This window comes from Ochrobactrum sp. BTU2, from assembly GCF_024539785.1.
GTDB classification, from domain to species: domain Bacteria; phylum Pseudomonadota; class Alphaproteobacteria; order Rhizobiales; family Rhizobiaceae; genus Brucella; species Brucella anthropi.
Map to the genome: position 1 here is coordinate 577,966 of NZ_JAHWRG010000001.1, position 24,376 is coordinate 602,341.

The following is a 24,376-nucleotide window of genomic DNA, read 5'->3' on the forward strand; positions in this document are numbered from 1 at the left end:
TTTGAAAACGCACGACGTTACCAACCAGACGCCACCCATGACGGGCAACAATGCCTATCTGGGCGATCCGCTCTTGATGCAGATTGCGGCGGGATTCCCGAAGGAACTGCATGCCGATCTGGAACAGACGGGCCGTTTTGTGTCGTCGGCTGAAGCGCAGGACCTTGCGCGTCTCGCCAATACCGAACTGCCAAAATTGCGCACGCATGACAGGCAGGGCAACCGTATCGACCTTGTTGAGTATCATCCTGCCTATCATGCGCTGATGCGCCGTTCCATCGCGGCAGGCCTGCATTGCTCGATCTGGGAAGGCAATCCGCTCGAAAGCGGCCGCCGTCATCAGGCGCGTGCATCGCGCTTTTTCCTGACCGCACAGCTCGAGGCGGGACATCTCTGCCCGCTTACCATGACCAGCGCGTCGCTCGCAGCACTTATGGCATCGCCGGAAATCTATAAGGAATGGTCGCCGGTCATCCTGTCGCGCAGATACGATTTTTCGCAGAAACCCGCTTTTGCCAAGCAGGGCATTACGCTTGGCATGGGCATGACCGAAAAGCAGGGCGGAACCGATGTGCGCGCCAATACGACGCGCGCGACACGCAATGACGATGGCACCTATGCCATAACCGGCCACAAGTGGTTCATGTCCGCACCAATGTCGGATGCTTTTCTGACGCTCGCGCAGGCGGAAGAAGGCCTTTCCTGTTTTCTGCTCCCGCGCCTGACTTCAGAGGGAAGCGGAAATGGGTTCTTTTTCCAGCGACTGAAAGACAAGCTCGGCAATAAGTCCAACGCTTCGTCGGAGGTTGAATTCGATGGTGCCATCGGTCATCTGATCGGTAATCCCGGTGAAGGCGTCAAAACGATCATGGATATGGTCACGCTGACACGGCTCGATTGCGCGATCGCGTCGGCCGGACTGATGCGTTCAGGCCTCGCCGAAGCCGTGCACCATAGCCGTTATCGTCAGGTATTCGGCAAGGCTCTTGTCGAGCAGCCATTGATGCAGCGCGTTCTTGCCGACATGGCGCTCGATGTTGCCGGTGCGACTGCACTTTCCATGCGGCTGGCACGCGCTTTCGATATGGCTGCCAGTGATCGTGCCGAGGCGGCTTTTGCCCGTTGCATGACGCCAGTGGTGAAATACTGGGTTTGCAAGATCGCACCTGCATTACTCTATGAAGCAATGGAGTGTCTTGGCGGCAACGGTTACATCGAAGAAGGCAATCTCGCACGCGCCTATCGCGAAGCGCCGGTCAATGCGATCTGGGAGGGTTCCGGCAATGTCATGGCACTGGACGTGGCACGTGTGCTGTCGCGCGCACCGGGGCTTTTCGATGAAGTGCTGGAGTGGATCGGCGGGCAGCTTGGTCCGCGTGGACAGGGGACACTTGATGTGCTGCGTGCTGCATTGCAGCTGACCGAAACCGATCCGGGTGTCGCACGCCTTCTAACCGAGCAACTGGCCTATGCTGCTGCAGCAGCAGAATTGCGTCAGATTGGGGCCGACAATGTGGCTGATGCGTTCATCGAGACCCGTCTTGGCGGCCAGTGGCGTTCGACCTATGGCATGCTGGATGCGCGCCACAATGCGGAACGGATTCTGGATCAGCTTTATCCGGCGTCGTAATCGTCGGATGCCGACCGCCTGATACTGTGCAGGCGGTCGAGTGCGCCTTGAAGAATGAAGGATGCCGCAGCCGAATCGATCCGATCGGCCCGCTTGCCGCGTGAGACGTCCATACCGATCAGTGCCCGTTCGGCAGCGACCGTCGACAGGCGCTCGTCCCAGAATACGAAGGGCAGGTCGGTCAACGGCTGCATGGTGCGCACAAATGCCCGTGTGGCCTGAACGCGGGGACCGGATGTTCCGTCCATATTCATAGGCAAACCGATGACGATAACGCCGACCTTGTCGGCGTCGAGTGCCTTCAAAAGCACCTGTGCGTCGATGGAAAATTTCACCCGTTTGATGACGGGACGTGGATGCGCGAAGGAAAGACCGAGATCAGACACCGCAAGGCCGATGGTCTTGGTTCCCAGATCCAGTCCGGCAATGGTCTGCCCGGACTGAAGCAGCGCCGGAATTTCCTCGATTTCAACGACAGCCATTGGTCCTCATCGGATTTTGAAGTGGTTTCATATTGCCTTCAACTTTATCGGCGTCATATCTGTTCGCAAACCGGAAATCGAGCCGGAAACAGAGATTGAGGAGAGACTTTATGAAACTAACATGGCTTGGCCACGCCGCTTTCCGCATTGAAACGGCAAAGGCTGTTATTCTCATCGATCCGTTTCTGAACGGAAATCCCGGTGCAAAGGGCATCGACTTCAAGGAGGCGACCAAGGGCGTAACCCATATAGCGCTGACCCATGGTCATGGCGACCATGTGGGCGATACGGTTGCCATCGCCAGGGAGCATGGCGCGATTGTGATTGCCAATGCCGATCTTGCAAGCTGGCTTGGCAGTCAGGGTGTGGAAAAGCTCGATCCTGGCAATACGGGTGGCACGGTGACGCATGACGGTTTCACCATTACCTTCGTCAATGCACTTCATTCCTCGGCAATGCTGACGGAAAACGGTGTCTCGCAGGCGCTGGGCAATCCGAATGGTCTGGTATTCCATTTCGAAGATGCACCGACGCTCTATCATATGGGTGACACGGATATCTTCTCGGATATGGGGCTTATCAATGAGCTTCATCAGCCTGAGATCGGCATCGTTCCCATTGGTGACCGCTTCACGATGGGTGGCGCGGTCGCAGCTCTCGCCTGCCAGCGCTATTTCAACTTCAAAACCGTGCTGCCATGCCATTACGCCTCATTTCCGATCATCGACCAGACGGCGGACAAGTTCTTGGCCGGAATGGCAGATCATCGGGAAACGAAGGTTATTGCTGATCCAGCTGGCACCGTTCATTCGTTCTGACTTTGGATTTGAAGCGCAAGAAATGTTGCGCTTCAACAATCGCGCCGTTATAGCCGGTAGGAAAACTTTTCAGGGTGGCGGTTCGCCGCCCAATCTAGCATTTGCGGAGAACAGGATGTCCGTCGATATTTCTACCGTCAAGCGCGTCGCGCATCTGGCGCGCATTGCCGTCAATGACGACGATGCCGAACGCATGACTGGCGAACTCAATGCTATTCTGGGCTTTGTCGAGCAACTGAACGAAGTCAATGTCGATGGTATCGAGCCTATGACTTCTGTTACGCCGATGGACATGCGCATGCGCCAGGACAAGGTAACGGATGGCGGTATTGCTGCTGCAGTGGTGGCCAACGCACCGGTTACGGAAGACAATTTCTTCGTCGTACCAAAGGTCGTGGAGTAGGTTATGGCCATACGGGTTTCAGTCGAGACCCCTTTGCAGGATGATGTGTGCGCACTGGTCGAGGGCCTGAATGCGCATCTTCTGCCGCTGTCACCGCTGGAATTCCAGTTCAAGATGACAGTTGAGCAGATGGCGGGGCCAGATACGACGGTTTTTGTGGCGCGCGATGAAGACGGCAAGGCAGTCGGCTGCGGTGCCTTGAAGATGCACGAAGATGGCGTCGGTGAGGTGAAGCGTATGTTCACACTTCCGGAAGTGCGCGGAAAGCGCGTTGGTTCGGTTCTGGTGGATGCGATTGTCGATCAGGCGAGGGCCAAGGGCATTTCCCGCCTTGTACTCGAAACGGGCACGGGCCCCGGTTTTGCCGGTGCATGGCGGCTTTATGAGAATTCAGGTTTTACGCGCTGCGGTGTGGTTCTGGACTATCCGGATTCCGAATACAGCGCCTTTTTTGAAAAGCGTCTCGTTGAGGCGCACTGACAGGATTTGACGATGAGCGAACTGACCGCACTGACCATTGCTGAGGCGCGCGACAAGCTGAAGGCCAAAGCCATCACCGCGACCGAACTCACCGACGCCTATCTTTCCGCTATCGATTCCGCGAATGAAACCATCAACGCCTACGTGAAAGTGACTCACGATCAGGCGCGCTCGATGGCCAAGGCTTCGGATGAGCGTATTGCCAAGGGTGAAGCGGGTGCATTGGAAGGCATTCCGCTCGGCGTGAAGGACCTGTTTGCCACCAAGGGCGTGCATACGCAGGCCTGCTCCCACATTCTTGACGGTTTTAAGCCGGAATATGAATCGACCGTCACAGCCAATCTGTGGGCTGATGGTGCGGTTATGCTCGGCAAACTCAACATGGATGAGTTCGCCATGGGCTCGTCCAACGAAACCTCCTATTACGGCTCGGTCAAAAATCCGTGGCGCGCTAATGGCTCCAACGCCGATTTGGTGCCGGGCGGTTCGTCGGGCGGTTCGGCTGCCGCTGTCGCCGCACAGCTTTGCGCTGGCGCCACCGCAACCGATACAGGCGGCTCGATCCGTCAGCCCGCAGCCTTCACCGGCACGGTTGGCATCAAGCCGACCTATGGCCGCGTTTCACGCTGGGGCACGGTTGCCTTCGCTTCGTCGCTCGATCAGGCAGGACCGATTGCTCGTGACGTGCGTGATGCCGCTATCCTGTTGAAATCCATGGCTTCGCTTGATCTCAAGGATACAACATCGGTCGATCTGCCTATTCCGGATTATGAGGCTGCTATCGGCAAGTCACTCAAGGGCATGAAGATTGGTATTCCGAAGGAATATCGTGTTGACGGCATGCCGGACGAGATTGAGGAACTTTGGCAGAAGGGTATCCAGTATCTGAAGGACGCCGGTGCTGAGATCATCGATATTTCGCTGCCAAACACGAAATATGCGCTGCCCGCTTATTACATCGTGGCACCGGCGGAAGCCTCTTCGAACCTCGCTCGTTATGACGGCGTGCGTTACGGTTTGCGTGTACCCGGCAAGGACATTGCCGATATGTACGAACAGACCCGCGCGGCTGGCTTCGGCAAGGAAGTAAAGCGCCGTATCATGATCGGCACTTATGTTCTGTCGGCTGGCTACTACGATGCATATTATCTGCGTGCGCAGAAGGTGCGTACGCTGATCAAGAAGGATTTTGAAGACGTATTCGCCAAGGGCGTACATGCGATCCTGACGCCAGCGACGCCATCGGCTGCCTTTGGTCTTGCCGATGAGGATCTCGCCAATGATCCGGTCAAGATGTATCTCAATGACATCTTCACGGTAACAGTCAACATGGCCGGTCTGCCGGGCATTGCCGTGCCGGCCGGTATCAATGACAAAGGCTTGCCGCTTGGCCTTCAGCTGATCGGGCGTCCGTTCGAGGAAGAGACTTTGTTCCAGGCAGCGCATGCCATTGAGCAGGCTGCCGGACGGTTTACTCCGGCAAAGTGGTGGTAAAAACCGAACTTCTTATTCGCCGGGGTTTCCCCGGCGAATTTGTTTCTATGGCTGCATTAGCGGTCAGGGCCTGGCGGATAGCAGCGCGCGATATTGAACTGACCACTGAGCGGCAGGAAGTGCTGGAAGCCAGGTTCCAGCACGATCTCCAAGAAATTGCGGACGGTGTTCTGGTTGCCGAAAAGGCAGGAATACTAGCAGGCTGGGGTGCCCGGGTGCCCCAAAGCAATTACATTTCCGATTTATGGGTCGATCCGCCGCATCACGGGCAGGGGATTGGCAGACAGATTCTTGATGCCCTGATGGCGCAAATTCTGCTTGATGGTTTTGATGAAGCACTGATCGGCACACATGCGGATAATATGCCTGCGATCAATCTTTATAAAAAGGCTGGTTTCCGGATCGACTGGCAAGGAGATGAGTGGTCGGAAAGTTTCGGAAGAACCGTCGAGAAAGTCAGGATGCGCGCTGATCTTTGAAGGCCTGCTTACCGCAACCGTTGCCGAATGCTCTATCGCGCCTATCCTTCCTTGGAGTGGACAACATCAGGAGGAGGGCAAGCGATGTGGATCATGTTGACGGAAGTGAACGGCGAAAAGCTCGCGGTGAATTTCAATCATGTTCTTTCTTATAACGCTTATGGAACCGGCACGCGCATTGTGACACTGAGTACGGATCAGACCTTCTTTGTCAAAGAATCGATTGAGGAGATTGAAGCCAAGCTCGGCATTGATGTGAAAGCCTGAAGCTTTCTTTTATCAGTAGCTTAACCAGCTTTATTGAAAAAGAAAATGAACGGCGTCGCGCTTGCGAACTGCCGTTCATCTGGTCTGCATTTTTAGACACATTTCGTGGTTCGCTGAAAATGCTCCATCTTCGTGTGTTAACGCGCATCTCGTGCCGAAAACTGGTCCTACTTTTCAGGATGCGCTCTAGATATCCAGTTCTTCGACAAAAGCCGCACGATCCTGAATGAAGCGGAAACGGGCTTCCGGTTTGGTGCCCATCAGTTCATCGACAGTGTTGCGGGTTTCATCGATATATTCTTCATCCACCTGCACGCGCAGCAGAGTACGCTTCTTGGGGTCCATGGTGGTTTCCTTGAGCTGTTCGGCGCGCATTTCGCCGAGGCCTTTGAAGCGACCGATTTCCACTTTACCACGCCCGGTAAACACGGTGCGTAGAAGCTCGTCCTTATGTGCTTCATCACGCGCATAAGCGACCTTTCCGCCCTGGCTCAGGCGGAAAAGCGGAGGAACTGCCAGATAGAGATGGCCGTTGCGGATCAGGTCGGGCATTTCCTGATAGAAGAATGTGATGAGCAGCGATGCGATATGTGCGCCATCGACGTCGGCATCGGTCATGACGATGACGCGATCATAGCGCAGATCGTCTTCTCGATAATTCTTGCGCGTACCACTGCCGAGTGCCTGCACAAGATCACTTATTTGCTGGTTTGCCGTTAGTTTTTCGCGTCCCGCGCTGGCAACGTTCAAAATCTTGCCGCGCAATGGCAGGATAGCCTGATTGGCGCGATTGCGCGCCTGCTTGGCTGAACCACCTGCCGAGTCACCCTCGACGATGAACAGTTCCGCTCCGGCTGCGGCATTCTGCGTGCAATCGGCAAGTTTGCCGGGCAGGCGTAGTTTGCGCGTTGCGCTCTTGCGAACGGTTTCTTTTTCCTGACGGCGACGCAAGCGCTCGTCGGCGCGGTCGATCACCCATTCCAGCAGGCGAGATGCTTCCTGCGGAGAGGCCGTGAGCCAATGATCGAATGGATCACGGATCGCATTCTCTACGATGCGCTGTGCCTCGACCGTGGCAAGCTTGTCCTTGGTCTGGCCGACAAATTCCGGCTCGCGAATGAAAACCGACAGCATTCCCGCAGCCGACACCATCACGTCATCGGTGGTTATGATCGAAGCGCGTTTGTTGTTGGTCAGTTCCGCATAGGCTTTCAGCCCTCGCGTCAAGGCAATACGCAAACCTGCTTCATGTGTGCCACCATCGCCGGTCGGGATAGTGTTACAATAGGAGTGGACGAAACCATCCCCACCAAACCACGAAACGGCCCATTCGACGGCGCCGTGGCCACCTTGCTTTTCGGTCTTGCCAGCGAAAATCTCGCGCGTGACCTGATGTTCCTTGCCGAGCGATGCCTCAAGATAGTCCTTCAGACCGCCGGGAAAGTGGAACACGGCCTTTTCAGGTGTTTCCTTCTTTGGGTCGAGCAGGGAGGGATCGCAGTTCCAGCGGATTTCAACTCCGCCGAACAGATAGGCTTTCGACCGCGCCATGCGATAAAGACGATGCGGATCGAACTGCGCTGTTTTGCCGAAAATATCAGGGTCTGGATGGAAACGGACGCGGGTGCCGCGACGATTATGCACTTCGCCGAGTTCTTCCAGCCCGCCCTGCGGAATACCCCGCGAGAAACGCTGGCGATAAAGACGGCGATTGCGCGCGACTTCCACTTCCAGCATGTCAGAAAGGGCATTCACCACAGAAACACCGACGCCGTGCAGACCGCCTGACGTTTCATAAGCCTTGCCGTCGAACTTGCCGCCTGCGTGTAGCTTGGTCATGATGACTTCGAGCGTGGACTTTCCGGGAACCTGGGGATGTTCATCCACAGGAATGCCACGTCCGTTGTCCGAAACCGTTACAAACCCATCGGCATCGAAGCTCACTTCGATGAAATTGGCATGCCCCGCGACAGCTTCGTCCATCGAGTTGTCGATGACTTCAGCGAAGAGATGATGCAGCGCCTTTTCGTCCGTGCCGCCGATATACATGCCGGGACGCAGGCGCACCGGCTCCAGTCCTTCCAGAACGCGGATGGATGATGCGTTATAGTCGTCGCTTGCCGATGAAGCAGGTGGTGCCTTGGCCGTTACCGGCTTTGGAACAGAGAGCGACGGCGCTGCCATCGGCTGCGCCACAGGTTTTTCGCTGGGTTTCTCCCCTTGGCGCCCCTGTTCTTGTTCCCGTTCTCGGGCCCGGGCATTGTTGACCACTCTCGAGAAGAGATCGTTGCTATCGTCCATCTGTTCCGAAAAGCTCTCTATCTGAATTTCAGGAGGTCTTTGCCGAGCCTGCTCGCCATCGACCGGAAAATACTGTTCGCGAATCAACTGAATGATGCCATGCGCGCTCACGAAAGGCGACTAAAGTTCGCCTTACGTTCCGTTTTCGCACGGCTTTTTCAAAGGGTTTTGTTCAGAACGGAACTGATTTGCACCAGAAAGAAGGCGAAAGTCAAACAAGCAGGACATTTCCGATCAAATTGGATGGAAACGCTGCAGTAGTTGGCATAGAGCGATAGCGGGGAATATTCAGAATACCGAGAGTTTGAAATGCAAAACAGCGCGACAAGCGGCATGGAAGCGCACGTAAAGGGCATGGCGATCATGGTGCTCTCGGTGCTTTTGCTGCCGCTGATGGATGCCATCGGCAAATGGCTCGCCATGGTGGATAATATGCCTCCTGCCACTGTCACCTTCATGCGTTTTTTCATTCAATGCTGGCTGATGTTCTTTATCCTGCTCATCGTTGGTGGTTTCGCCGCGCTGCGAACACAATATCTGGCAGGCAACCTCATTCGCGGCGCGTTGATGGGGTTTGGTGGGCTCTGCTTCTTCACGGCGGTCAAATATATGCCGCTGGCCGATGCTATGGCCGTCTTCTTCGCCGAGCCGCTTATTCTGACGCTCTTTTCGGCCATTTTCCTAAAGGAAAAAGTGGGCTGGAGAAGATTCAGCGCGGTGGGCATCGGTCTCATCGGCACGATGATCGTGATCCAGCCGAGTTTCGAGATTTTCGGCGCCGTCTCGCTTCTGCCGCTGGCGACAGCCGTAACCTTTGCCATCTACCTGATCCTGAACCGAAAATATGGTGCGAAGGAAAGCCCGCTCGTCATGCAGTTCTATGCGGGTGTGGGCGGGTGGATGCTCGCCGGCGTTGTCATGATCTTTGGAACCGTGGCGGGGCTTGGTGATCTGAGTTTCGGCCTGCCGCACGGCATCCAGCCATGGTTGCTCCTGCTGCTTCTGGGCACGATCGGCACGGTCAGCCATCTGATGGTCGTGCAGGCGTTCAAGCTGGCACCAGCCTCAATGCTGGCACCGTTCCAGTATCTGGAAATAGTCAATGCCGTTCTCGTTGGCCTGATCGTGTTCGGCGATTTCCCGACACCGTCGAAATGGTGCGGCATCGCGATCATCGTCGGATCAGGATTCTATGTCTTCATGCGTGAGCGCCGTGTGAAAGTCGACGCCGTGGTCTGAGGCAGAGCTAGAGCGGTTCCAGTTAAAACGGAATCGTGGGACCGCTCTATCTTTTTATTTTATGCATTATCCAACGCAAAACCGCTTCGCACTTTTGCTGGAAATGCTCTATTTCAGCTGACGGGCTCCGAAGACCGTCTCGAACGCTCTTCCCAAAGCGACGTCCATGTCGCCCATTGTTACCGGCAATCCAAGGTCTACAAGGCTGGTAACGCCATGTTCCGAGATTCCGCAAGGAACGATGCCGGAATAATGGCTGAGATCGGGTTCGACATTGATGGCTATGCCGTGAAAGCTCACCCAGCGACGCAGGCGGATGCCTATGGCTGCGATCTTGTCTTCGCACATGCTGCCACTGGCAAGGCGCGGTTTTTCAGGGCGTGTAACCCATACGCCGACACGATCCTCGCGACGTTCACCTTTGATATTGAATTCGGCCAGGCTCTCGATGATCCACTGCTCAAGAGCGGTCACGAAGGCGCGCACGTCCTCGCGGCGGCGTTTCAGGTCAAGCATCACATAGGCGACGCGCTGGCCGGGTCCGTGATAGGTATATTCACCGCCGCGTCCCGTGTTGAACACCGGAAGACTATCGGGGATCAGGAGGTCGCCCGCGTTGGCGCTCGTCCCCGCAGTGTAAAGCGAGGGATGTTCCACAAGCCAAACAAGTTCGTTTGCGGTGCCTTCCCGAATGGCCTGAACACGTGCTTCCATGAAGGCGAGGGCCTCCTCATAGTCCGTCAGCCCTTCGGCAACGATCCAATCGACTGGCGGCGCATCCGCCGGAACCGGCAGGAAATGGACCTCCAGCGCATCGCGTTCGCGCGGCTTTTGTGAAGCTGTCTCGAAAATGGGGAAGGCGGAATTATTCGTCATGATGGCAGCATATGGCGGTTTTGCAGCGCAACCGCCAGATGGCAAAATGCCTCCCCGATCAATGAATCGCGAGCGGCACTTCCTTTTCACAGCGATTGCGTCCTGCCTGCTTGGCCCGATAAAGCGCGCGGTCAGCGGCATTGACGAGATGGCTATAATCGGGGTGACCGTTGAATGCTGCAACCCCGATGGACAGCGTTACAGACTGGCGTGCGCCATCGGGAAGGTTCAACGGTTGTTGTGCTATCTGTTTGCGAAGCTCTTCGGCGATTGTAAAAGCTTTGTTCTCGTCGGCTTCTACGAGAGCGACGAGAAACTCTTCGCCACCATAGCGGAACACGAAGTCGCTCGGGCGGCAAAGCGACAGGATCGCTTCGGCCACCTGCTGAAGGACTGCATCGCCACTGCTGTGTCCGTATGTGTCGTTAATGTTCTTGAAGTGATCGATATCGATCATCAAAACGCTCAGATCCATGGCCTTTTGCGAGGCCATGCGCACTTCACGAGTGAGGATCGAAGGCATGAAACGCCGGTTTAGAGCACGTGTCAGTGGGTCACGACCTGTTTCCATCGCGGCGGCCGCCTGAAACAATTCGGACAGCAGGAATTTCACTTCACCGATCTTGGTTTGAAACAGTGCCAACGAAGCCGCAAGGCCGGCGGGGTTGTCTTTGCGTGCGCTGTTGATGGCTGGCAGGAGAACATTGTCGATATGTTCTACATTCCGGCGGATGTTTTCCAACGTGCCGGAGTTGGAGAACATCAGATCAGCCTTGTGTTGCAACCACAATCCGAAATCCGAGCTTGCAAGGGAGTGAAGCGGACTATCGGAATTGCCGTAGAGGTTGAAGAGGAGCGACTGGCTCCACTCCATAAGCGCTGCACGTTGCGATTCGCGTTCAAGCGGAAAATCGTGACTTAGCGTGAAAGCCCGGTAGGCTTCGTCGGTCTGGGCACTTTCGCGCGCGTCCTTGACGAAGGCTTGGCTCATGATTTCGATAGCGATGTCGATGGCATTGCTGACATGTACGATCAGGCGCGCCAGAACCTCTCTTGAGGCAGTTTCCAGTTTCAGTTGACGGACGATTTCGTTTTTCAGCAGGCGCGCGCCTTGCATGACGACGTGGATAGGCACATCGATGCGGGCGTGAACCTCGCCAACCTTGCGCTGTTCACGAATGAATGCCTCAACATCGTCGGCTGTTCTCTGGAACATTTTCAACAGCCAGTCGCTCAGTGAATTGTGCAAACGTTCCTGCACCATTTTCTGGGACAGGAATGTCGCTGCATCACGATTGTTCATAAGGCGATTATAGAAAACACCGACAAACTGCTCGCGGTGACGGTCAATCAGATCACGGAGAAAGAGAGCATGTTCTTCGGGCAGGCCGCTGACCAGCTCGACCCATTCGGTCTGGGTTGCGCCCAGTCCAGTTTTCGATCCCCATGTCGTGTCGATTTCAGAGGTCGAATAGTCCATGTTCCTGCTCCTTGCGATGGCCGCAAAGCTTCGCCCGCTACCGGTTTTGGACCGGTGCCGGATCGGCCTCGCGGATTGGAGATTCTGCGGCTTTCCCTTTGCTTGGAAAGGGCTGTGTGCGAATTCAACAGGCACCTAATATCCCGACTTTCTTAAAAAGTCTCTCCGCAAAATGGCGGGTTAGTAATTGGTTTAATTGGCAGCGCTTTTTGTAGAGTGCGGTCGAGATTGATAGAGCGTCGTAAGATTAAGTGACTTTACCAAATGGTTGTTTGGCCTACCTATCTGTGGGCAAGATTCCAATTCTGGCCATCTCTGGAAAGGACTCCGGAATGAGATTTACGTTAATTTCTGCGGCTCTCGCGCTCTTCGCGATTACCGCTGTTGCTGAAGCAGGTACACCGGTTGCTCCGGCTCCGATTTCGGCTGTAGCCGCCAATAGCACTGGTTCGGCCATTCAGGTCGACTATCGTTGCCGTCGCGGCATGGTTCGCACGCCGAGCGGTCGCTGTGTTACGGATCGCCGCTGGCGGGATGATCGTCGCGGATGGGATCGTCACTCACCACGTTATTATCGCGAACGGGATCGTGATCGCCGCTGGCGCCATGATCGTGATCGTCATCGCGACAGAATCTATATCGAGCCACGTCGTCGCGGCCCGCACAACTAACAAAGAAAAAGAGCAGCGATTTCGCTGCTTTTTTTATACTGGCTCGGCTTGTGTGTCGGAAAGACTGTCAAGTTGCGGAAATACATCCGCTGTCATAGGGGCCAAGACGTCAATCACCAGTCCATCTGGCGCGAAGTTGATGTCGCATTTGGCCCTGAGTTCGCCCGTGAGAACGGAATAGAGCAGCCGCTGGCCGAAGCCACGACGGGTAGGGCGTTCGACTGCAGGTCCTCCGTCTTCAACCCAGCGCATATGAAATTTTCGCTCGCCCTGCCTTTCGAGCACATCCCAGCTGAATTGGACCGTGCCGTTTTCATTGGAGAGCGCGCCGTATTTCACGGCATTGGTCGCGAGTTCGTACAAACCAAGCGAAAGCGAAACCGTTACACGGTCGCTTACCACGAGTTCTGGACCACTGGTTCGGATTCGATGACCGAACGTGCTGTTGAAAGGGGCGAGGGCAGTTTCGCAGATCTGGCTGATCGTTGTGCCCGTCCAGTCCTCCCGAAGCAGCATGTCATGAGCCTGACTAAGCGCTCGCAGCCGCTCACTGAATAGTTCGTTCGCGGTTTGCGGATCGGTGGCATTGCGCAAGGTCTGGTTGGCGATCGATTGCACCATTGCCATTGAGTTCTTGAAACGGTGCGAAATTTCGCGGGTCACAAGTGCCTTGTCAGCCTCGGCTTTTTTGCGTTCGGTGACGTCGATGACGATACCCAGAAGCGCAGGTGATTTGCCGAGGAGAGCTTTGGCTCGTGTTTCCACCCAGCGCACCTGTCCCAGCCTGTTGGTAATGCGATATTCAACCCGGAAAGATTTGCCTGTGGCAAAAGATTCCTGCGAACGCTGGATAAGCGTTATCCGGTCTTCAAGCACCACCATGTCGATGATCTTGTCGTAGTTGACTGGTTCGTCCGGCGTCAGTCCGAAAATGCGACGATATTCGGCCGAGCAGCTAATCTCCCCGGTCGTGTAATCCCGCGTCCAGAAACCGACATTCGCCACTTCAACGATATACTGGAGTTGATCGCTGCTACGCTGCTTTTCAATTGAGAGCGTTTCGCGTTCTTTTTCGAGCTCAACCAGTTTGCCGAGTTCCAGCGTCACATCAAGCTGCGACGAAACGAAGTGATGAAGTTCGCCATTCTCGGTTTTGACCGGGGAGATATGAAGTCGATTCCAGAACGGCTCGCCAGATTTCTTATAATTGAGAATATCGATCTCAACGGACTGTTCGGCTTCCAATGCCGAATGGATGATCTCGACATGTTTCGGGTCTGTGCCAGGGCCTTGAAGAAAGCGGCAGTTCTTCCCGATGATTTCGTCGGCCTCGTAACCAGTGAGGTTCTGGAAGGCCTCGTTTGCAAAGATGATCGGATTGTCCGGCAGACGCGGATTTGTGATGAGCATTGGCATGGGCGTCAGTTCAACCGCTGCCGTGAAGGGATTCGCTTCCTGGGAGAAAGATGCTCCCAAAACTTTCACGGACGGCTGTACTCTTGTTGCCAATGCAAACCCCACTCGCTGAAAACGCTTACAAGCTGTCCTAATTCACGCAAGTTATCTCATTGTCGCTTAATTTGCGAACAAAAATAATGGAGTAGCTCGAACGAAAATATTGGCTCTTTCGTTAAATCATTGATGGAATGGCCATGCATTGCGACGTGAAAATAAGGCATGCACATAATTTACCGACAATATTCAGCGTGCATTCATAAACGGAAAGCAATGATGGCATCATTGAAATGGAGAAGCACAGGATGAACACCTTCAAAAAGATGATGGTTGGCATTGTCGGTGCAAGCTTTCTGATCGGCGCAATGGTTCCGGTCTCGGCTGCACCTGTGATGCCAACTGCGCCTGCGGCAAGTAATGAGAATGTTCAGCAGGTTCGCGATGACCGCTGGCGCCGCGGGCCAGGACATGGAAACTGGGGTGGACACCGACCTGGGTATCGTCCGGGCTGGCATGGTCGTCCTCATCGTCCGGGACCTGGCTATTGGAATGGACACCGCGGTTATCGGCACTACCGTCATGGCTATCGTCGCAGCAATGATGGGTGGTGGTATCCGCTCGCAGCTTTCGGCGCTGGCGCAATCATTGGTGGTGCAATTGCAGCTCCGCCGCCGCCACCGGTCTATCGCGCGCCTGCTTACGGTTACAGCAACTCGCATGTCCAGTGGTGTTATAATCGTTATCGGTCCTATCGGGCTTCCGACAATACTTTCCAGCCGTATAACGGTCCTCGTCAGCAGTGTTATTCGCCATACTGACAGTGGAAATTTGTTAAACTCAATGAAGCCGCCCTTCATGGGCGGCTTTGTTTTTGTGGACTAAGTCTATCAACTGTATCCGTGAGTAATTGTCATCCATATCAGTGCATTCTAAAAGGCGGTGGGATAAGATTCCGGGGTGCATTTGTTGAATCGCTTTCGGTCTCCCCATTTCATAACGAAGCGCTAAAGGAGACGGGATGCGCCAGATTTTACCCAAGGCTTTGGCCGGTATAGTTATACTCGGCGTACTGAGCGTAGTACTTGGTTCCTGGTACACGATTGACGAAGGTGAGCGCGGCGTTGTTTTGCGCTATGGGGCGGTTTCCGGCGTTGCACAACCGGGGCTGGGCTTCAAAATTCCGGTGATCGATTCGATTGTGCGAATATCGGTGCAATCCAAGGCTGCGATCTATAACAGCATGGAAGCCTATAGCCGCGATCAGCAACCAGCTACGATGAACCTGTCGGTCAATTATCGCATTCCGCCAGACCGTGTGGAGGAAGTCTACGCGACCTACGGCGGTGAAGACGGCCTCTTGTCCCGCCTTGTCGAGCGACGCGTTTTTGAGGAAAGCAAGACTGTTTTCGGCAAATTCAATGCTGTGGAAGCCATTCAGGAGCGTAGCCGTCTCAATCAGGAAATTGCGGAGGCAATTCAGAGCAGTGTACGCGGTCCGGTTATTATCGACACGGTGCAGATCGAGAATATCGATTTTTCGGACTCCTATGAGCAGTCCATCGAACAGCGTATGTTGGCCGAAGTTGAAGTGCAACGTCTCCGCCAGAATGCAGAGCGCGAAAAGGTACAGGCTGAAATCACCGTGACGCAGGCAAAGGCTCAAGCAGACGCACGCCGTGCCGAAGCCCAGGCTCAGGCCGATGCGGTTCGTCTGCAGGCTGAAGCCGACGCAGAAGCGATACGGGTAAAGGGCGAGGCGGAAGCAACCGCGATCAAGGCGCGTGGCGATGCACTGCGTGACAATCCGGGTCTTGTCGCACTGACGCAAGCAGAACGATGGGACGGCCAGCTGCCAAGCACGATGCTACCGAATGGAGCAATACCCATGCTGAACCTGAGCAATTCCCAGACGCAGCAGAAATCACCTGACTATTGATATAGTTGCAGAGAGACCAGCTGGGTCGTGACTGTCACGTTTGACGCACATCCCGAAAAGCGTTTCATCCTTTTCGGGATGTGTTCTACCCCCCGCGCTGGTCATAACCTTCGACGTTTTCTCCATCCATTTTCTGGCGCAGGTGCTGCTTTAGCCTCATGATCTTGTCTGCGTCCCATCCGGTCACGTCGGTGACTTCCAGCCACGCATTGACATAGTGTTCCGGAGCATAGACATGCCCGTGTCCTATCGGCGTGGCGGTCCCAAAAGCCATATCTAGTGCCAATTGCAGCATGGTCACGACAGGATACCACCGCAGTTCCGGTGAAACATCCGGTCCGCGCGGTGCTTGCATCCAGTCAGGTTGACGATAGAACGATAGACTGTCGAAGAATGTCACCGGATCGCTGGCATATTGCAGATACACCACCCGCAACGGCCCCCAGCGGGTTCCATTTCCCGGCGCTTCACCATGCTGATTCATGAAGCGGGCAAAGGAGCCGTCTCGGAACACTGGTAGCCATTCTGGAGTTCCAGGGTTTCTTCGTCTGGTCATGGCTTTCCAGTCCCTGCTCGGGAAAGGTGGCCCGCTCCACAAGGCACCGTTGATTGGATCGTCAAGCATTTCGAAAAGCTCGGCTGAGACTTCAGAATTCATCGCCCCAAGGCTCAAGCCATAGAGATACAGACGTGGGCGCTGATCGTGCGGAAGTTCTTTCCAGTAATTATAGACGGTTATGAACAGAGCTCGGGACGCTTCTGCTCCGTATTCGGGTTGGAACAACAACGACAAGGGACTGGAAAGATAGGAATATTGCATGGCAACGCTGGCCACATCGCCATTGTGCAGAAACTCCAGTCCGTCCATGGCTGCTGGATCTACCCACCCTGTACCGGTTGGAGTGATGACGACCAGCACAGAACGTTCAAAACCGTTCTGACGCTTCAGTTCCTCAAGTGCTAGTTCGGCTCGTTGTTCAGGCGTATCGGCTACTTGCAGACCTGCATAGACCCGTATCGGGTCTATAGCCTTTTCGCCAGTCAAGGCAGCAATATCGGCAGCTCCGGGACCCGAGGAAACGAACTCACGTCCAGCCCGCCCAAGCTCGTTCCAGTGTAAAAGCGAAGCGGCGCTGCCAGTCTCGTTCGGTGATGTCGGTTGTGGGCGATCCGGTTCGATCAGAGCGTCAAACTCGCGAAACGAACGATCCAGAACCTTGAAAGTGGACTGGATGAGCAGGCCGTTGGCGATGGTCCAGATGAGCACAACAGTGATCGTAATGCCCAGGACATTGGCTAACCGGCGAGGCATAACGAGTTGTACTTTGGCGGAGACGAATTTCCCTAGTAGAATGAGAAGGCGAACCAGAATTAGCAGAACCAGAAATGTCAGCACAGCTAACGCGGAGACACTCATTGGATAGGCGCTGGGCACCGGCTCCATATCCATGACTGCACGAACTGAGTTCTGCCAGCCCGCGGCAAAATAGAGTGCTACGACGGCCACGGCGAGACAAACCAAACCCACCACAAGATTGGCCCGACTGCGCAGCCGATTCCGGGGTTCAGGCAATTCCAGATAATGCCATAGCCAGCGCCACAATACGCCGATGCCATAACCGGCTCCGAAGGCGACACCTCCGAGAATTCCCTGCATGACGTAGGTTCGCGGGATAAGGCTGGGGGTGAGGGCTGCGGCGAAAAACAGTGTTCCGAGCGCGATACCCACGCCGGACAAGGAACGTCGGAAATGAGAAAATGCCTTGGTGGCCAGAGACATGAAGCACCACGCAGATTAAGTCATTGGAATGAAACTAGCTGTAGCAAGAGCGGGCGGCAAGGCCCGGCACGGAGAAGCAGGAGCTGAATAGTCCTGGTTAGGCACCTCGCGGTTCAGAATCGCCCCTCTGCTCAGGGTGTTAAGTATCCAAACGAGCATGAAAAGCGCCTGTTTACCGGCATATGGAAGAGGCGGTCTGGCATGGAGTATCCCAAACCTGTGATTTTTTTGAATTTATGTTGAAGAAACCTGATTTTATGGTGTTGACCAATCCGTAAGCCGCCCTTATGTTCCGCCGCACTTCCGGGGGCGATTTGCTCCTACAGGGAGCGCGTAGCTCAGCCGGTAGAGCAACTGACTTTTAATCAGTAGGTCCAGGGTTCGAATCCCTGCGCGCTCACCACTTTCTCTTCAAATTGGTTCATTTCACCTTTGTCGCAGTGACTTTGCATTGCAAGAATGCCATGAGCGATCATGACCTTGCGTAGAAGAATTGTTGGCGATCGGTCGGATACCGCCCTTTGGGTTGTATCGCTGACGCTTGTTATTCTTCTGCAAGGGCTGGTAACGGCATACGCGCAGGCTTCCATGGCGGCGTGGAGCGCTGGTCCCTCGTCCGTGATCTGTTCAGTCCACACGACGCAGGCAGATGCGAACGCTCCCCTGAAAGATCTCGCCAGACATTGCTGCTCGACCCTATGTCAGGCCGCGTGTGCCATTGGGACAGGATTGCCAGAACAGCCTGTCACCGTGTCTTTCGATTCGATTGTTGCGAAAGACACGGTCGCTTTTCCTCTCGCGGTTCGCGCACCTCCTGGTCAGTTTGTTACGGCTGCTCAAGCCAGAGGGCCTCCCGCTTTGCACGATCTTTGAAAACGACGCCGCCGCCCCGCGACGGCAATTTCATATCGTTTGGAGATATCGATGCAAAATCATGATTTTATCGCGGCAGCCAATGCTGGCTGCCCACGCACTGTGCTGTGCTTCGACTGCTTTTCAAGGAGGGTTCCATGACGGATACGCTTCTTGAAGGAAAAGCTGGGGTACAGGCACGGCCGAATACCACTAGTTCTGCGAACTCCGGCTTCCAGGCCTTCATCACACGGCTTCATTTCTATGTCGGCCTGTTTGTTGGTCCTTTTATCTTGATTGCAGCTGTGACGGGCACGCTTTATGTGCTGACGCCTCAGCTTGAAAACTACATCTACCGCGACCAGTTGCGTACCGCATCACTTGGAACCTTGCAGCCATTGGCGGACCAGGTGAAGGCGGCCGAAGCCTTTATAGGCGAGGGCCCAAAACTTTTTGCCGTGAGGCCTTCAATTGCGCCCGGCTGGAATACACGGGTCATGTTCACCCAGCCTGGATTGGGAGAATCTGAAAGCCGGGCAATCTTCATCGATCCCGTCACGCTGGCAGTAAAGGGCGACCTCGTTGTCTATGGCACAAGTGGGACCTTGCCGTTTCGCGCGGCGATCGACTACCTACACCGCAATCTGATGCTTGGGGATTTTGGGCGTTACTACAGCGAACTCGCAGCATCCTGGCTGTGGATCGCGGCTCTAGGCGGCACTCTGCTTTGGTGGTGGAATCGGAAGATCCGGCGAAAACAAAAACAAACGAAAAATCTCCACCTGAAGACCCGTCGCTTTCACAGTCAGGTCGGTATCTGGATAGCTGTCGGTCTTTTGTTCCTTTCGGCAACCGGCATGACCTGGTCGCAATTGGCGGGGGAAAGGATTGATCAGTTCAGAGCGGCGGTTGGCTGGATTACGCCTTCAGTTTCGACAGTTCTGAATAAGGCGACAGAATCTAGCCAAGAGCGTGCGCATCAGGACCATGGCGGCATGCCGATGCCGTCCGGAACAGGGGATGTGCAGGATCATGTCGGACAGCTGGATAGTGTTTATCTGGCTGCACAACAGGCAGGCCTCGATTCCCCGATGCTTGAAATCCGACTGCCCCGTTCATCGGATCAAGGCTGGCTGGTGCGTGAATATGACCGTTCCTGGCCGACACAAGTGGATACGATTGCTCTCGATCCCCAAAATATGGAGGTTATCAGCCGTGCTGACTTCGAGAGTTTTCCGCTTATCGCAAAATTGATCCGCTGGGGTATCGATCTCCATATGGGTGTCCTGTTCGGGGTCACTAATCAGATCGTGATGGCTGCGCTCGGCCTCTCGCTGATTGTGATGATTGTCTATGGCTATCGCATCTGGTGGCAGCGTCGCCCGCCTGCCGGATCAATGCCCAGAACGTTGATCGCAAGCTGGAGACGTCTCACTGCCGCGCAACAGATTGGGATCGCAATCGCTGCTGTATTTGTAGGTTGGACGCTGCCATTGGTCGGTATTAGTCTGATTGCATTCTTGCTGGTTGATTCCGTGCGCTGGTGGTTTGGTGGTCAAAAACCTGTCGTGCGCTAAATCAAAAGCTGGCGTCCGTCTTCCGGGCGCCAGCTCTGGCTTAATTATCAACTGGCCGGTCGTGGCGGCAGTCCGGCACGGACGCGCATCTTTTCCAGAAGACTGGCGGCAATTGGCTCATAATTTTCATCGAAATGATGACCGCCGGCCAGTTTCATGACTTCCATCCCTTTGAGCTCGGCAGCTGTGCAGGCGGTATCGTCTTCTTCTTCGCCATAGACGCAAACAACCCGATCAAGCGGGATTGTCGAGATAGCAGGAACGACATCCTTGTCGCCATCCATTCCGAGCCAGCCTTCAATCGAAACCTGGAAGGTCGTCGTCGTCTCGACACCGAGAAGCCCGATCATTTTCGTCCGGTCCTGTATGGAAGGGTCGAGATATTTCCAGGCAAAGGGGAATGTATCGGCGCCGAATGAGTAGCCCAGAACTGCAACCGGCAATTTGTTCGTCGGGTCGGCCTTCTTGATCATGGCCGTCGTGTCATTGGCTATTTCTTCCGGCGTTCGTTCCGACCAGAAATAGCGAAGCGAATCCACACCGATCACGTGAACGCCATGAGCCTGCAGCCATTCACCAATGGATTTGTCGAGATCTCGCCAGCCACCATCACCCGAATAGAAAACGGCAACCATATCGGCTTTGCCGCCTTTGGCGGGAAGATCGACGATAGGCAGGGCCTCGTTCTTGGCATCCTGATCCGCCATGGCGACGACATTGTCGACAGCCATTTTCATGCGAGCAGGAAATTCCGGAGCGGATTGAAGCACGGCAACATTTTCCTGGCGGGCTGTAACCGGATTGTTGACCGGCGATCCGCTGGGACCGACCACAAGGGCAGGGGCGGGAATTACCGCGTTGAAGCCATAGGTGAAGCCGCCATCGGGCGCCTTGGTCGCTTCGGCTTTCTCGGTGCAGGAAGGCAGACGGGTCTTGGCTGGGACCGGATCAAGCGATACGGCGCCTGCAATCGTCGCATCCGGAGAATCCGAGGCTGCGGCATATGCGATGGTAGCGCCTTGTCCAACGCCTGTCAGAACGGGATGAAAATAGACGCCCAAATCAAGTCCACGCAGAGCCTCCTTGGCGATGGCTTCGAAATCCGAGTCCAGATAGTTGCAATCGCCATCTTCCTTATCGAGGGCGGCGCGCCACGGGCCGAGTTCGACCGGCAGAACGATCATGTTCCGGGCAAGCATGGCGTCCATGAAGCTCTTCTCCCGGTCGCTCATACCTCCTTCGTCACTCAGTAAAATCGCAAGGCCGACGGGATCGTTCTTCGGCATGTAGACCGGAATATTGGACAGTCTTTCAGCACTGGCGTGGATGACCGGTTCATCGGAATCGGTGATTTTCGTCCAGAGCCGGGCGATCTTGCCTGTATGCATTGCGCCATACGCGCCCACCGCAGCCACCAACGCCAGTCCAAGAAAAATGAAGAGAACGCGTCTTTTCGTCATTTGCGGATGAACTCCAAAGGACTGCCATTGATGAGGGTTGTGGCATCGAGAAGCGCGCGCGGCGTTTCCAGGCCGCCCGGGCAAACCATGTAATGCGGGGTCCAGACCGGATCGAACTTTTCCTTGAAAGCTTTCAGTCCGTCAAAATGATAGAGATCGGCTCCACGCTTGTAGATGAACGAGCCGAAGCGGTTCCATCGGGATGCCAGCCTGCTGCCGCTCAGGCCGGAAAGCGGGGCGGCACCAAGATTGAACCACTTGTAACCTTCTTCCTTGCTGGCCATCAGCAGTTTTGCAAACAGCGCGTCCATAAGAAGCTTGTGTACATTGGGCATGTAGCGCATGAGGTCGACGGTGATTTCATACTTGTCCGCACCACGCCACATATTGGCGAAAGCCACGATTTCTCCGTCACTTTTCAGCACTGCGACGTCGAAGCGTTTCATGTATTCGTCATCGAAGTACCCCAGCGAGAAGCCTTTCTCGCTGCCCGACTTGAAATCGAGCCACGCATCGGAAATCTCGCGCAGGCGTGGAATGAGTGGCGGTACGTCAGCCGCCGGAATGATTTCAAACGTCAGGCCGTCCTTGTCGATCTTGCGGTCGGCATATCGGAATGGCTGGCGACGCGGACCATCGAGCGAGAAATTGGTGAGATCAACACGGGCGACTTCGCCGAGCTTCAGGGCAATCAGTCCCATATCCAGAAACAGGGGCAGGCTTTGCGGGCCAACACCGTAGAATACGGTTCGCAGGGCAAGTTCGTCGGCCAGTGCGTGAAATGACCATGCAAGCTCCTTAGCCGTCTGTCCCTGGCCTATGGGTTCTCCAAGCGCAATCAGGCTGCCCCCTGATTGCGCATACATGATGAAGGCGCTCTTGTCTGGCGCGAGGAGGAATTGCTTGTCACCAAGCATTGCCAAAGCGGCATCCGTATGTGGCCATTGGGCAACGAGATCCGGCACGGCATCAGGTATGGAATAATCCACCTTGCGTTTGCGGTGACCAGCCCGGTTGATAATCGAGTAAAGGCCCACTGCAGCGACCACGGCGAAGACAAGGACAGTCGCACGCAAGAACCGGGGCGCATTGCCGTTCCATGCGAAATCCCACCAGAGGTCATTGGAATATTCCACGTGACGATAAACGAAGAAGCCGAGCCATGTGGAGACAAGTACCGTCGTGCCGACGGTCGCGATCCAGTTCCAGCTTAAATCGAACGGTCCGGAAATCGGGCGGCGATAGAACGAATCCCGGAACCCCCAAAGTGTGAACGCAGAAATGCAAAGGATGGTCGCCTCTTCCCAGTCAAGGCCTTTGGCGAGGGAAAAGACAGCGCCGCTGAGGAGGAGGATTAGTGCTGCTACCCACGCACGTGCAAGCCGCTTAGACAGACCGCGTGCAACGATCAGCAGCGCGACTCCGACGAGGCTGGCGGCAAGATGCGACATTTCCATGAAAGATTCAGGAACAATGTCGGAGAGCAATTTTACGCGGTAGCGGAGGTCTGGTGTCGCACCGGACACCAGAAGAATGATGCCGCCGAGAAAGATGATGCTGGCAGAAAGGCTCGGGATGAGTGGCTCGACCAGACGTTTGGCGAAGCGCGCCTGCTTGCCGAGCATATGACGTCGCCGCATGATCTCCCATATGAGAATGCCTGCGGTCGCTACAACGAGCGGCATAACCGTATAGATAAGACGGTAGGCGAGAAGCCCCGCAATTGCATCCGGTTTCCCGCCTAGGCCGAGTCCAGCAATGATTGTCGCTTCAAATGCGCCTAGACCGCCCGGAGCATGACTGGCAATGCCCAGCACGATGGCGATGACATAGACTAGCGCGAAAACCGCAAAGCTTGGCACTGCGTCGGCAGGCATGAGTACATAGAGTGTAGCGGCAGCTGCGCCTACATCCACAAGCCCGGCAAAGATCTGGGTCAGAGCGCCTTTTGAGTTCGGCAGGCGCAGACTGAACGAACCCACCGTAAAACTACGCTGTCCATGCGACAGCCAGTAGATCAGCCAGCCGATGCCACCCAGAATGGCGATACCGGCGACGATATCGATTCGGGAATCGATGGCGGAAAGCCAGGGAACATCCTGCGGGTCGATAAGAAGCGCTGCACCGACCATGATGATCAGTGCGAACCAGATCGCGAACCATGATGTCCCGACAATCTTGCCGATATCGGCAAGGCTAACACCCTCCGCAGCATAGATGCGATAACGCAATGCGCCGCCGGTCAGCAGGGAAAACCCAAGCGCGTTGGAGATTGCGTAGCCGGCAGCACCTGCGACGGCAGCGATGCGGCGCGGTATCTGGTTGGGCGCAATCGTATCGACAGCCACCACATCGTAGAGTGCGACGGCTGCGTAGCTCAGAACTGTGAAGAACACAGCTAAACCAAGTGTCATCCACGAAATGTTGTGGAAGGCAGCGAGTGTTTCCGTGCGAGACGTATTCTGGAGCAGATTCTCCAGCACATAGATCGCCAGCAGCGCAATGGCGATGCCCGCTATTGGAAACAGAAAATGTTGGTATCGCTTGAGCCAGCCAGAATGTCTTGTCGACGTTGCAGGTGGTGTTGAAGGCACTTCATCATCAATAAGGCTCATAGGAACGTCGTCCGGTTGGAGCAATATATTATAAATCGCGCAATGATCTCGATTTAGGGCGAACTTGTGTTCGAGCGAGAT

At 55.2% G+C, this 24,376-nt stretch carries 20 protein-coding genes and 1 tRNA gene; 13 read left to right on the top strand and 8 right to left on the bottom strand.

All coding sequences use genetic code 11. The features are described from left to right. Window position 1 precedes the first annotated feature (1 nt). Complete coding sequence (locus KWJ32_RS02770) at window positions 2-1,630, top strand: acyl-CoA dehydrogenase family protein (RefSeq protein ID WP_040128304.1); 1,629 nt, start codon at window positions 2-4, stop codon at window positions 1,628-1,630. On the opposite strand, the gene ruvX is transcribed toward KWJ32_RS02770, so the two are convergent. After that, a complete protein-coding gene (gene ruvX / locus KWJ32_RS02775) occupies window positions 1,615-2,112 on the bottom strand; it encodes a Holliday junction resolvase RuvX (RefSeq protein WP_012093047.1) in 498 nt (165 codons plus the stop codon). The two genes, KWJ32_RS02770 and ruvX, sit on opposite strands and share 16 nt — an antisense overlap. 110 nt (window positions 2,113-2,222) lie before the next feature. On the opposite strand from ruvX, the gene KWJ32_RS02780 reads away from it, so the two are divergent. From KWJ32_RS02780 to KWJ32_RS02805, 6 genes are all read left to right on the top strand, one after another. After that, on the top strand, window positions 2,223-2,930 hold the full coding sequence (locus KWJ32_RS02780) for a metal-dependent hydrolase (protein WP_012093046.1): 708 nt from the start codon (window positions 2,223-2,225) through the stop codon (window positions 2,928-2,930). A gap of 115 nt (window positions 2,931-3,045) precedes the next feature. Then, on the top strand, window positions 3,046-3,333 hold the full coding sequence (gene gatC / locus KWJ32_RS02785) for an Asp-tRNA(Asn)/Glu-tRNA(Gln) amidotransferase subunit GatC (RefSeq protein WP_010658861.1): 288 nt from the start codon (window positions 3,046-3,048) through the stop codon (window positions 3,331-3,333). 3 nt (window positions 3,334-3,336) lie between these two features. After that, entirely contained in the window at window positions 3,337-3,813 is a 477-nt protein-coding gene (locus KWJ32_RS02790) for a GNAT family N-acetyltransferase (RefSeq protein WP_012093045.1), read from the top strand. A gap of 12 nt (window positions 3,814-3,825) precedes the next feature. After that, window positions 3,826-5,307, top strand: coding sequence for an Asp-tRNA(Asn)/Glu-tRNA(Gln) amidotransferase subunit GatA (gatA, locus tag KWJ32_RS02795; RefSeq protein ID WP_012093044.1), 1,482 nt, complete (start codon window positions 3,826-3,828; stop codon window positions 5,305-5,307). 47 nt (window positions 5,308-5,354) lie between these two features. Further along, complete coding sequence (locus KWJ32_RS02800; RefSeq protein WP_012093043.1) at window positions 5,355-5,786, top strand: GNAT family N-acetyltransferase; 432 nt, start codon at window positions 5,355-5,357, stop codon at window positions 5,784-5,786. Between the two features lie 84 nt (window positions 5,787-5,870). After that, the gene (locus tag KWJ32_RS02805) at window positions 5,871-6,053 is read left to right on the top strand and encodes a flagellar FlbD family protein (RefSeq protein ID WP_010658857.1); all 183 of its coding nucleotides are present in this window, start codon (window positions 5,871-5,873) and stop codon (window positions 6,051-6,053) included. A 186-nt stretch (window positions 6,054-6,239) separates the two neighbouring features. Here the strand turns inward: KWJ32_RS02805 and parE are convergent, their stop codons facing one another. Then, window positions 6,240-8,354 carry a DNA topoisomerase IV subunit B gene (gene parE / locus KWJ32_RS02810; protein ID WP_012093041.1) on the bottom strand — a complete coding sequence of 705 codons (2,115 nt, stop codon included), beginning with the start codon at window positions 8,352-8,354 and terminating at the stop codon, window positions 6,240-6,242. A gap of 309 nt (window positions 8,355-8,663) precedes the next feature. On the opposite strand from parE, the gene KWJ32_RS02815 reads away from it, so the two are divergent. Next, window positions 8,664-9,593, top strand: coding sequence for a DMT family transporter (locus KWJ32_RS02815; RefSeq protein ID WP_012093040.1), 930 nt, complete (start codon window positions 8,664-8,666; stop codon window positions 9,591-9,593). 108 nt (window positions 9,594-9,701) lie between these two features. Here the strand turns inward: KWJ32_RS02815 and lipB are convergent, their stop codons facing one another. Continuing rightward, entirely contained in the window at window positions 9,702-10,469 is a 768-nt protein-coding gene (gene lipB / locus KWJ32_RS02820) for a lipoyl(octanoyl) transferase LipB (protein ID WP_172488810.1), read from the bottom strand. 58 nt (window positions 10,470-10,527) lie between these two features. Continuing rightward, window positions 10,528-11,949: a GGDEF domain-containing protein gene (locus KWJ32_RS02825; RefSeq protein ID WP_012093038.1), complete on the bottom strand. Its 1,422-nt coding sequence runs from the start codon at window positions 11,947-11,949 to the stop codon at window positions 10,528-10,530. A gap of 332 nt (window positions 11,950-12,281) precedes the next feature. Here KWJ32_RS02825 and KWJ32_RS02830 point away from each other — a divergent pair, with 332 nt between their 5' ends. Continuing rightward, window positions 12,282-12,620 carry a hypothetical protein gene (locus KWJ32_RS02830; protein WP_040128308.1) on the top strand — a complete coding sequence of 113 codons (339 nt, stop codon included), beginning with the start codon at window positions 12,282-12,284 and terminating at the stop codon, window positions 12,618-12,620. Window positions 12,621-12,653: 33 nt separating this feature from the next. Here the strand turns inward: KWJ32_RS02830 and KWJ32_RS02835 are convergent, their stop codons facing one another. Then, entirely contained in the window at window positions 12,654-14,096 is a 1,443-nt protein-coding gene (locus tag KWJ32_RS02835) for an HWE histidine kinase domain-containing protein (RefSeq protein WP_255411955.1), read from the bottom strand. Window positions 14,097-14,380: 284 nt separating this feature from the next. On the opposite strand from KWJ32_RS02835, the gene KWJ32_RS02840 reads away from it, so the two are divergent. Both KWJ32_RS02840 and KWJ32_RS02845 read left to right on the top strand, forming a co-directional pair. Beyond that, entirely contained in the window at window positions 14,381-14,893 is a 513-nt protein-coding gene (locus KWJ32_RS02840) for a BA14K family protein (RefSeq protein ID WP_125302062.1), read from the top strand. A 200-nt stretch (window positions 14,894-15,093) separates the two neighbouring features. After that, window positions 15,094-16,011, top strand: a complete 918-nt coding sequence (locus tag KWJ32_RS02845) for a prohibitin family protein (RefSeq protein WP_094515723.1) — start codon at window positions 15,094-15,096, stop codon at window positions 16,009-16,011. Between the two features lie 85 nt (window positions 16,012-16,096). Here KWJ32_RS02845 and KWJ32_RS02850 read toward each other — a convergent pair whose 3' ends face one another. Then, entirely contained in the window at window positions 16,097-17,791 is a 1,695-nt protein-coding gene (locus KWJ32_RS02850) for an alpha/beta-hydrolase family protein (protein ID WP_012093034.1), read from the bottom strand. A 327-nt stretch (window positions 17,792-18,118) separates the two neighbouring features. Between KWJ32_RS02850 and KWJ32_RS02855 the strand changes: the two genes are divergently transcribed. Next, window positions 18,119-18,194: transfer RNA gene (locus tag KWJ32_RS02855), tRNA-Lys, on the top strand. 607 nt (window positions 18,195-18,801) lie between these two features. After that, a complete protein-coding gene (locus KWJ32_RS02860) occupies window positions 18,802-20,220 on the top strand; it encodes a PepSY-associated TM helix domain-containing protein (RefSeq protein ID WP_012093033.1) in 1,419 nt (472 codons plus the stop codon). Between the two features lie 47 nt (window positions 20,221-20,267). On the opposite strand, the gene KWJ32_RS02865 is transcribed toward KWJ32_RS02860, so the two are convergent. Both KWJ32_RS02865 and mprF read right to left on the bottom strand, forming a co-directional pair. After that, entirely contained in the window at window positions 20,268-21,680 is a 1,413-nt protein-coding gene (locus KWJ32_RS02865) for a virulence factor family protein (protein ID WP_012093032.1), read from the bottom strand. After that, window positions 21,677-24,295, bottom strand: a complete 2,619-nt coding sequence (mprF, locus tag KWJ32_RS02870; protein ID WP_012093030.1) for a bifunctional lysylphosphatidylglycerol flippase/synthetase MprF — start codon at window positions 24,293-24,295, stop codon at window positions 21,677-21,679. Before mprF ends, KWJ32_RS02865 begins: the two co-directional genes overlap by 4 nt. Window positions 24,296-24,376 lie beyond the last annotated feature (81 nt).

What these genes read in the sequence shown, in the direction of transcription:
- ruvX (WP_012093047.1), bottom strand. Translation starts at nt 2,112, where the DNA reads ATGGCTGTCGTTGAAATCGAGGAAATTCCGGCGCTGCTTCAGTCCGGG.
- KWJ32_RS02780 (WP_012093046.1), top strand. Translation starts at nt 2,223, where the DNA reads ATGAAACTAACATGGCTTGGCCACGCCGCTTTCCGCATTGAAACGGCA.
- gatC (WP_010658861.1), top strand. Translation starts at nt 3,046, where the DNA reads ATGTCCGTCGATATTTCTACCGTCAAGCGCGTCGCGCATCTGGCGCGC.
- KWJ32_RS02790 (WP_012093045.1), top strand. Translation starts at nt 3,337, where the DNA reads ATGGCCATACGGGTTTCAGTCGAGACCCCTTTGCAGGATGATGTGTGC.
- gatA (WP_012093044.1), top strand. Translation starts at nt 3,826, where the DNA reads ATGAGCGAACTGACCGCACTGACCATTGCTGAGGCGCGCGACAAGCTG.
- KWJ32_RS02800 (WP_012093043.1), top strand. Translation starts at nt 5,355, where the DNA reads ATGGCTGCATTAGCGGTCAGGGCCTGGCGGATAGCAGCGCGCGATATT.
- KWJ32_RS02805 (WP_010658857.1), top strand. Translation starts at nt 5,871, where the DNA reads ATGTGGATCATGTTGACGGAAGTGAACGGCGAAAAGCTCGCGGTGAAT.
- parE (WP_012093041.1), bottom strand. Translation starts at nt 8,354, where the DNA reads ATGGACGATAGCAACGATCTCTTCTCGAGAGTGGTCAACAATGCCCGG.
- KWJ32_RS02815 (WP_012093040.1), top strand. Translation starts at nt 8,664, where the DNA reads ATGCAAAACAGCGCGACAAGCGGCATGGAAGCGCACGTAAAGGGCATG.
- lipB (WP_172488810.1), bottom strand. Translation starts at nt 10,469, where the DNA reads ATGACGAATAATTCCGCCTTCCCCATTTTCGAGACAGCTTCACAAAAG.
- KWJ32_RS02825 (WP_012093038.1), bottom strand. Translation starts at nt 11,949, where the DNA reads ATGGACTATTCGACCTCTGAAATCGACACGACATGGGGATCGAAAACT.
- KWJ32_RS02830 (WP_040128308.1), top strand. Translation starts at nt 12,282, where the DNA reads ATGAGATTTACGTTAATTTCTGCGGCTCTCGCGCTCTTCGCGATTACC.
- KWJ32_RS02840 (WP_125302062.1), top strand. Translation starts at nt 14,381, where the DNA reads ATGAACACCTTCAAAAAGATGATGGTTGGCATTGTCGGTGCAAGCTTT.
- KWJ32_RS02845 (WP_094515723.1), top strand. Translation starts at nt 15,094, where the DNA reads ATGCGCCAGATTTTACCCAAGGCTTTGGCCGGTATAGTTATACTCGGC.
- KWJ32_RS02850 (WP_012093034.1), bottom strand. Translation starts at nt 17,791, where the DNA reads ATGTCTCTGGCCACCAAGGCATTTTCTCATTTCCGACGTTCCTTGTCC.
- KWJ32_RS02860 (WP_012093033.1), top strand. Translation starts at nt 18,802, where the DNA reads ATGACGGATACGCTTCTTGAAGGAAAAGCTGGGGTACAGGCACGGCCG.
- KWJ32_RS02865 (WP_012093032.1), bottom strand. Translation starts at nt 21,680, where the DNA reads ATGACGAAAAGACGCGTTCTCTTCATTTTTCTTGGACTGGCGTTGGTG.
- mprF (WP_012093030.1), bottom strand. Translation starts at nt 24,295, where the DNA reads ATGAGCCTTATTGATGATGAAGTGCCTTCAACACCACCTGCAACGTCG.